This window comes from Bacillus sp. FAU20 (assembly GCF_056033865.1).
On sequence record NZ_JBVYHY010000010.1, the window covers coordinates 1 to 7,784 of the forward strand.

A 7,784-nucleotide genomic window follows, 5' to 3' on the forward strand; every position below is an offset into this window, starting at 1 on the left:
CTTTATATTTTTCTGACAGAAGGCTTCCTCCTCAATTGGTTTGAAGGTGTAATAGCACCAGTAAATAGGTGGAAGATGAGTGTCGGCTGTTATAAGTTAAAATACTAGCTACTATATACTTTTACAGATTACTCTCTGAAAACTGAAGATATAAGGTTATTTGCAGAAAAATTGTTACACTTGTAAAATATGTAATGTTCTATCGTTGCAGGATTACTAAAGTTATGAAAGCCAGAATAAAGTAGGAAGCTAGTGGGTCAATGTACAAGATGCGTCCATTCTCACGTAGGAACTACGGGCAGAGTCAGCCAGGATAAAGAGCGATTAGATAGGTATTCGTAGGAATCTCCCACTTGAAAAATGCCGCAAGGTTGTTAAGTGGGGGGAATTTAAGAATTTAGTATCGCTTTACATTTCCAAGTTTTTGTTTGTTTTTTTTCATCATCCATAAGTTCAATCCTGATATTCAGCATAATTCCAATATCTAAAAATAAATCTCCTTTATAATAAACTTCAATATTTTTATCTTTTTCTATCTGAATATCTTTTAAGAATCCATACCTTCCGGAAAGACTATTAATAAAGTTTCTTATAACATCTTCTAATTTATAAATTAAGTTATATTCTTTTTCAATAATCCATTCATCAATAATTACATTATTTTTAGATTGATTGATGATCTTTTTTTTTAATTGCTCTTCTGAATCTTTCTCTAAAAGCAATTTTTTCACATTTATATTTAAAGTTCTCCACAAATCTTCGAGATCTAGTTGTATCTCTAAATCCTCTAAGCTATTAAAATACATATTCAAATAGTGTTGCCCGTTCGTTCCGATTAAAGCATATTTATCTTGAATTAAATTATTTATTGATAGTTTGGATACAATGTATATTCCAGTTAATTTTTCATTAGAGAAGATTTGAATAATTGTACCTACTCTTATTGGATTTTCCACAATTCCTCCCCTTTCGCACTTAAATATGATATTTACTACTTTGTTGATTATTACAATCATTTAATTTTTTGTCCTAATAGCACTTCTATAAGGGTATTTATTCTTTTATCTTGCACGCTATAATAATTTTCATATCCCTTTCTATTACTAGCTAGTATTTTTTATTTATTATAGCTAGGTGTTTGTAGATGTGGTAAGACTGCTGGCCTTTTTGAAAAGTTGTGCTATGTTGCATTTACATTTGCATATGACATCTTTTAGTAAGTTCTATTATTATTGAAATTCCTTATTGAATGTGATATTGCCTTTAAAAGGTTAGCGTTTTCTTTGTAAATAGACATTTAAATTTTTCTCCCTAACGTGTATTTCTATTGTTGTTTAAATAAAAAATATAATTAATAAAACCTTATATAATGATTAATAACTTTATAAAAATATATTATAGAATGTTAACATTTTTATAAGTGAAATTGTGCTCGTCCTTTATCAATTAGAGGATGAAAAAGTATTGGTATTGTAAAGTAAGAGCGAATTTTAATAATTACTTCAGGGTATTTACTGATTTCTTTTCTATAAATAAAGAGAGGTCTTAAACCTTAAAGAACTTGTAATTTAATAACTATAAAATATGGTTATAAGAAGACATCCTGCTATAAGGATAATGGATATTGGCAATAAATTGATTGTAGTATCTTTGCAAATATTGTATTTATTTGAGGGGGGACATTCTTTTTTGTTTTCTTATGTAAATTATGTGAATCACCAACGTTTATTTTACAAATTTGGTATGAAAGAAGTAACTTGTACTCCTTTTTTAACTTTTTCTAAATAAAAGTTTTCTATATGATAATGGGTTCTGGTGCAAAAATGTTAGTTAGAAATATAGAGTAGCAATTTCCTCTACATTTTTAGCTTATGAAGCTAAACCAAACAATTTATGAATAAATTGCTTTTGATTTTGCAACAGACTTGTCCAGTAAAACAAGTTGTCCTTTTTTCATCATATGTATGGCTTCAACACCACTCAATATAGAAATTGCTGTTTTAAATGACTTAATCTTAACATAGAGAGAACTCGCCTTTTTATAAACCGGTGATCTTGTTCTACTATGTTATTCAAGTACTTTTGTTGTTTAAGTCGCATACCGTTAGGTATGCTTTTTTCTTTTTTCAACTGTTCAATTGCTATAGGATAAGCTGGATTCTTGTCGACTGTGATCACACGAGGCTTTGAAACATGAAAAGACTCGCAAATCTTTCTTGAAAAAGCGCTTTGCAGCCTTCTGATTTCTTGTTTTGCTTAGGGAAAAAATCGATTGTGCTTCCTTTCGAATCAACAGCACGATACAAGTACATCCATTGACCTTTTACTTTAATATACGTTTCATCGACTCTCCAAGAGTCATTTGTTTGTTTGTTTGAGGTAACGTCGGATCCGTTTATCCAATTCAAGGCCATACTGATGAACCCAACGCATAATCGTTGTATGAGAAATAGATAAACTCCGTTCCTCCATCATTTCCACTAAATCACGAAAACTATGATTAAAGACTATTTTCTTCTTATTTACCAAACTATACAAAAAAACACCCAAGAGCTATCAAAAGGTGTTACTTACGCCTGTTCAATCTCCTACAGAAAAACGGACGAAAATCCCATAGGTATGAGAAGAAAACAGTCTTTGATATCTTAGGTGTCGTTTATAACTTGTACTATGTCTCATTAATCATGCAGCTTAATTCAAAAAATTGAAACCCGATAGGGTTTATTTGGTATGCAAATCTTTAAAGAATCTACACATAGATCTTTCGAAAAAAAGAAAAAATCTTGCTTATCATTGATGTTACACGGGCGTTATCTTGATAGCGATGTGGTTCGACCCCTGTTTAGAAAAGAAAGACTAAGGTCTGAAAAATAAGTAAATCATAATAAAAAACTACAGGTCTGTAATGGATTAAGAACCTGTAGCTTTTTGTAATATTTACCCTATTTTATTTCCCATCTTTTTGCGTTTCAATTATAAATTTTGAAACTAATTCTGATAATGCTTCTACTTTTTCTTTTATTTTGTTAGATTGATTCGATATTTCCTCAATTGATGCTGCTTGTGATTGGATTGATTGTACAGTTTGAGTGGTTTCTTTAGCTACTTGTGTTGCAGTTTCAGAAACATCTTGATATAGAAGCATTAACTTCTTCTGTACCGGCAGACATTTCTTCTGTTGCTGCAGATACCTTCTTGAATTTGGCTAGTGATTTTATTAATAGCTACCATAATAGATGAGAATGCTTGATCTGCTTGATAAGCAGCTTCTTTTCCTTCTGTAGCCTTTTGTTGACCTTTTTGCATGACATCCACCGTATCTTTTGTATCTGTTTGAATCAATTGTATTAAATGATTAATTTCATTTGCGGATTCTTTTGACTTCTCTGCTAAATTCCTTACTTCGGCCGCAACTACTGCAAATCCTTTTCCATTTTCTCCAGCACGCGCAGCTTCAATGGCAGCGTTTAAGGCGAGAAGATTGGTTTGTTCAGCAATGTTAGTGATAGCTTCTAGAGCTTTATCAATTTGCTGTGTACGTGTAACAAGTCTATCAATTACGGTGGACGTTTCTTCAACAACCTCATGAACACTATTCATTTGGAGTATAGATTGTTTTATTACTTCACTACCAGAATTAACTTGTTCTGTTGTTGTGACAGCCAATTCTGTAACTGTTGCTGAAGATTCAGCTACTGTTTGAACTCCAGTCGCTATTTCTTCCATTGATAATGAACTTTCTTGAATACTAGTAACTTGTCCTTCTATTTTTTTATCGACCTCAGAGATAGTTTGAACAACCTCTCTTGATATATGAGATGCTCGTTTAATATCTTGCAACATTCCAGTGGTAGAAGAAATAACCTCTTGAGTTGTGATTTTTACTTCACCAATTAATTGTTGTAAGTTATCTAACATACTATTAAATGACTTCACAATGCTTCCCAATTCATTATTTGATTTATAAGAAGTACGTATTGTTAAGTCACCTTCAGATACTTGTTTCATATCCCTTTGTAATAATACAATTGGTTGTTTAATCGCCCTTTTAATGATATATCCAATAAAAATAACGATGACAATTGCTATAATAGAGATACTAACAAACATCATTATTGTTTTTGTTGCACTGTCGGTATTATTTTTTTGTAATTGCTCTGCATTATTATTATTATATAGGATAAGTTCACGAATGGCCTGAGTTGTCTTTTTCATATTTGGTTCAACCTCTTTTAGATAATAAGCATATGCTTCTTCATTATTAGATTGGCCCAAATCTTCTACTTTCTTCAGTTGTGTTCTTAATTCATTAAATCTTTCAAGAAATGTTGTATACAATTCTTTTTCTTTACTAGCACTAACTCTAACCTCAAACTGCTTTAATAACTGATCAGTTTCTGTATGCAATGTATCAATTTCTGTCATAAGCTCTTTTATTCTTTTTTCATCTTTTGATATCATAATTTCATTTACATTCATATTAATATGATAAAAATTAGACTCTATAGTTCCTATCCACTGAATTGGTAATAAACTGTCTTCATACATAGTAGAAGAAGCATACTCACTTTTCTTAAGGCCCCAAAATCCTAGTATAGATAATAATACACAAGCAACACTTGATATAATTATTAATACGTTTAATATTGTGCCAATTTTACTGTTTTTAAAAAATGACAATTAAATCCACCTCATTATATATATTGATTAGATAATTAATATATAACACTAGCTGATAAAAATCGATATTTAAGATTTATATGTATTATTCGAAATAACAGAATATATTGTGGAATCGGGTTATGCGTTAATTATGACTAGTAGTATGAGTTTACCACTTTGGTCTCATACAAACGGTATGAGAGAAATTTTTCATGTAAAATAAAAATATATTCTATGGACATCTCTTATTGTTACGGTAATTATTTCAATTTTGTTAAAGGATAGACATATAATTAATAACTTTATTACACAGATTTCAAAATTATCTTTTTATCTTATTTTTATTTATATACCCATACCCTGCCTCATTTTGCATGTAAAAGTAAAGATAAAAAATAGATATGAGAGACAGTAAACTAATCGCTATTTAGCTGAAATATCACAAATATATAGGACATAAAAAGAACCAGCTCATAGGGGTCACCATATCAAAAAAAGACAATTGTACGGTTAGACACATTTCAACCGATTCCTGTACGTTAAGGGATTAGTTTGTATATTTGAGGAGATGTGCGAGACAGGTGTATATTTAGGGGAATCTAATATTTTCCATTCGAATATGATAGAATAGAAGTATATCCAAAATGGAGGAATAGCAAATGAACTCAAACACAAAACAGTTTATTTATGATATCCAGCAAAGAAAGAACAATTATATAGAAAATGCTTTGATAGCAATACAACATCCTGAAAAAGAGCATTCTGAACAGGTCATTCAAAATATAGTAGAGAAGATGGATATGATGATTAGTCTAGTTACTACGTACATGAGGATTGAATCAGGATCTACGGAAGAATTAAAAGAACTTCAGAAAGAACTTATTCATGCTCAAGCATATATCCAAAAAAGAAAATTTGAAGAAACACAGAGATAAAACCCTGTGTTTTTATTTGGACGTCTATGAAACCAATTTGTTATAAATCAAATTAGATGTAATTTAGTCATTGTTTTGGCATAATCCATACAATTTGTTGAATGCGCACAATATATGGCACCGTATCTTCAATGAGCAAATGATCTGGTTTCACATCTTTTAACTTTCCTCTTACATTACCTCTTACAGTTTCAATAACCACATGTTTACCAATTACTGATTGTAATGTCTGATATACGTAGGCATTAGGTGTACTTACCATATGTTGTTCACTCAAGTCATTTCCTTTCGAATAACTCATTCTATAAGACTCCTTTCTAATTTGCATTCTTTCTCCTAATATATGATATAAATCTTATAAATATGCTAGAAGGATATTTCATTATAGGAACGGAAATAACATTTTAATAGGGTACGTTTTCTATTTCTGCATTGCTCAAAAAATGATTTATATAAAGTTACTTTTGCCAGTTAACAGGAGATGATAAAGGGATATTTTGAATGTACATCTAGTTTGTTCCTTCTAGGATATTTATGATTTTAAATACGTCCTTTATTAGAATAATGCTCATACTTTTTTTGAGATTCTTTCGTAATACGTGCATTAAGTAAAATTGCTAACAATAAAAACACTCCATATTTTCCTCCTGTAGCTCCTATGATAATCACACTACTACAAACAAGTATAATTAATAGAATAAACGAAACTGAATAAATACGGTCATAATTCTTTGACATCTTTTCGTATTTTATGCGTTCTTTCCTTGTATCCATCTAAATTCCTCCTTTAAATTATCCATTTCACTATCAAATAAATTTCGCCCTAAAAAATGAAACAATATATCGTTATATAAATTAGTTTGTTTTTTTATCAACTAATTTATATAACGTAAAAAGTACCCCTACCAATATTAAGCTTTCTACCATGATAATCCCGACCCTCTCCTTCCTTTTAACCCCAACACATTAAATAAAAGTTGCAGCAAACAAAAAGGATCATCCCTTTTCGTAAAGGATCATCCTTTTCTTCATTCAACAATTTTCAGGTATTCTTGATTAATTAAAATAACAGCCGGTCCATCTACAACAATTCCACCAACTTCAATTTTTTCATAAGGCTCAATCTTAATAGAAGTAATCCCTTTCCGCTTCTTTAACTCGTTACTTAATTCTTGCGTTGGCATGCGTTTCATATCTTCACTCCTTCTTATTGTTTCAGTTAATCTTATTATGTTAAATAAATTGTAAAAATGGGTTCTAGTTCTAGAAATCCCATCAATTTGTATCGTTGACCATATATTTAGATATTACCAACTCGCGTATCTCTCTTATGAAAAGAAGATAAACAATTACTATTCACTGTCTCAGTGAATGTAAAAATTCTTAAAGATAGAGATGAGATTGATTGTTTTTTCTTCTAGAAATAATGACTTAGATATATATACCTAAAACAATGAAAGCCCTACCTCTCTTTCATCCTCACGGCTCCTTGTCCGTGCCAGTGTGAATCAGGATTGCAAAAATTCAAGTGACTATTTGATCGAGTTATTTAATGAAACTTCGAACGTTCGTAAAAGAAATTTAAAAATAAAAATGGATTAGATTGAAGTAATAACAAAAGAGGTTCCTACTCTAAAAGTGAGTTGAAGAAATTGAATGTCTTTGAAATGATTTGCTTTTAATGCTCATCATATTCCCGAAAGATTTAGAATGTTTTTAGAGGATATAACGCATTATTTATAATGAACCTTAACAGAAACTTTTTATTTGATTTTCAGTGATTCCTTTAATTAATTCTAGTTCACTGACCAAAAATCTATATGCATCATCCAACAATTTTTTTTCGCTTGTATTGAGTGCTTTTTCTTTCTTCATACGCATTAAATCCCGTACAACTTCAGCACCTTCTTGTATTTCACCCGTTTTTACTTTGTCCGTGTTCACTTTATGCCTTTGTTTCCACGGCAGTAATTTACAGGATTCTTCATGGTGAAAAATGTGTATAATGTGCTTGAATGCAAGTATATCAATAACTGGGCGTATATTCGAATTCAATATTTTACCCGTTGAAAAGCGGCGCACGAAAAACGCGAAAGCGTTTCACGATAAACGCGAAAACCGTACTTTGATACATGGCAGTGGTGGTTAAACACCCATTGTGCATAACGAACGAGTATACTAAAATAA

General features: G+C 30.6%; 7 protein-coding genes and 3 pseudogenes. 2 read left to right on the forward strand and 8 right to left on the reverse strand.

Annotation, left to right across the window (positions count from 1 at the left end; translation table 11 throughout):
* Window positions 1–389: 389 nt before the first annotated feature.
* Window positions 390–1,016, reverse strand: coding sequence for a hypothetical protein (locus tag AC0OM3_RS08335; protein WP_474211406.1), 627 nt, complete (start codon window positions 1,014–1,016; stop codon window positions 390–392).
* Window positions 1,017–1,869: 853 nt separating this feature from the next.
* Window positions 1,870–2,505 (reverse strand): annotated as a pseudogene (locus AC0OM3_RS08340) (IS6 family transposase); the annotation flags it as partial.
* Here AC0OM3_RS08340 and AC0OM3_RS08345 point away from each other — a divergent pair.
* A pseudogene (locus AC0OM3_RS08345) lies at window positions 2,497–2,708 on the forward strand (hypothetical protein); the annotation flags it as partial. The pseudogenes AC0OM3_RS08340 and AC0OM3_RS08345 overlap by 9 nt on opposite strands.
* A 239-nt stretch (window positions 2,709–2,947) precedes the next feature.
* Here the strand turns inward: AC0OM3_RS08345 and AC0OM3_RS08350 are convergent.
* Complete coding sequence (locus AC0OM3_RS08350) at window positions 2,948–3,145, reverse strand: hypothetical protein (protein ID WP_474211408.1); 198 nt, start codon at window positions 3,143–3,145, stop codon at window positions 2,948–2,950.
* Window positions 3,145–4,680 carry a methyl-accepting chemotaxis protein gene (locus AC0OM3_RS08355; protein WP_474211409.1) on the reverse strand — a complete coding sequence of 512 codons (1,536 nt, stop codon included), beginning with the start codon at window positions 4,678–4,680 and terminating at the stop codon, window positions 3,145–3,147. Before AC0OM3_RS08355 ends, AC0OM3_RS08350 begins: the two co-directional genes overlap by 1 nt.
* Window positions 4,681–5,321: 641 nt before the next feature.
* On the opposite strand from AC0OM3_RS08355, the gene AC0OM3_RS08360 reads away from it, so the two are divergent.
* A complete protein-coding gene (locus tag AC0OM3_RS08360; protein WP_474211412.1) occupies window positions 5,322–5,597 on the forward strand; it encodes a hypothetical protein in 276 nt (91 codons plus the stop codon).
* Window positions 5,598–5,664: 67 nt separating this feature from the next.
* On the opposite strand, the gene AC0OM3_RS08365 is transcribed toward AC0OM3_RS08360, so the two are convergent.
* The 4 genes and pseudogenes from AC0OM3_RS08365 to AC0OM3_RS08380 all read right to left on the reverse strand — a co-directional run.
* The gene (locus tag AC0OM3_RS08365) at window positions 5,665–5,898 is read right to left on the reverse strand and encodes a YuzF family protein (protein ID WP_474211414.1); all 234 of its coding nucleotides are present in this window, start codon (window positions 5,896–5,898) and stop codon (window positions 5,665–5,667) included.
* Between the two features lie 239 nt (window positions 5,899–6,137).
* A complete protein-coding gene (locus AC0OM3_RS08370) occupies window positions 6,138–6,371 on the reverse strand; it encodes a hypothetical protein (protein ID WP_474211415.1) in 234 nt (77 codons plus the stop codon).
* A gap of 254 nt (window positions 6,372–6,625) precedes the next feature.
* Window positions 6,626–6,790, reverse strand: coding sequence for a BC1881 family protein (locus tag AC0OM3_RS08375; RefSeq protein ID WP_000827566.1), 165 nt, complete (start codon window positions 6,788–6,790; stop codon window positions 6,626–6,628).
* Between the two features lie 556 nt (window positions 6,791–7,346).
* Window positions 7,347–7,664 (reverse strand): annotated as a pseudogene (locus AC0OM3_RS08380) (CarD family transcriptional regulator); the annotation flags it as partial.
* Between the last annotated feature and the right edge of the window lie 120 nt (window positions 7,665–7,784).

What these genes read in the sequence shown, in the direction of transcription:
- AC0OM3_RS08335 (WP_474211406.1), bottom strand. Translation starts at nt 1,016, where the DNA reads ATGATTGTAATAATCAACAAAGTAGTAAATATCATATTTAAGTGCGAA.
- AC0OM3_RS08350 (WP_474211408.1), bottom strand. Translation starts at nt 3,145, where the DNA reads ATGCTTCTATATCAAGATGTTTCTGAAACTGCAACACAAGTAGCTAAA.
- AC0OM3_RS08360 (WP_474211412.1), top strand. Translation starts at nt 5,322, where the DNA reads ATGAACTCAAACACAAAACAGTTTATTTATGATATCCAGCAAAGAAAG.
- AC0OM3_RS08365 (WP_474211414.1), bottom strand. Translation starts at nt 5,898, where the DNA reads ATGAGTTATTCGAAAGGAAATGACTTGAGTGAACAACATATGGTAAGT.
- AC0OM3_RS08370 (WP_474211415.1), bottom strand. Translation starts at nt 6,371, where the DNA reads ATGGATACAAGGAAAGAACGCATAAAATACGAAAAGATGTCAAAGAAT.
- AC0OM3_RS08375 (WP_000827566.1), bottom strand. Translation starts at nt 6,790, where the DNA reads ATGAAACGCATGCCAACGCAAGAATTAAGTAACGAGTTAAAGAAGCGG.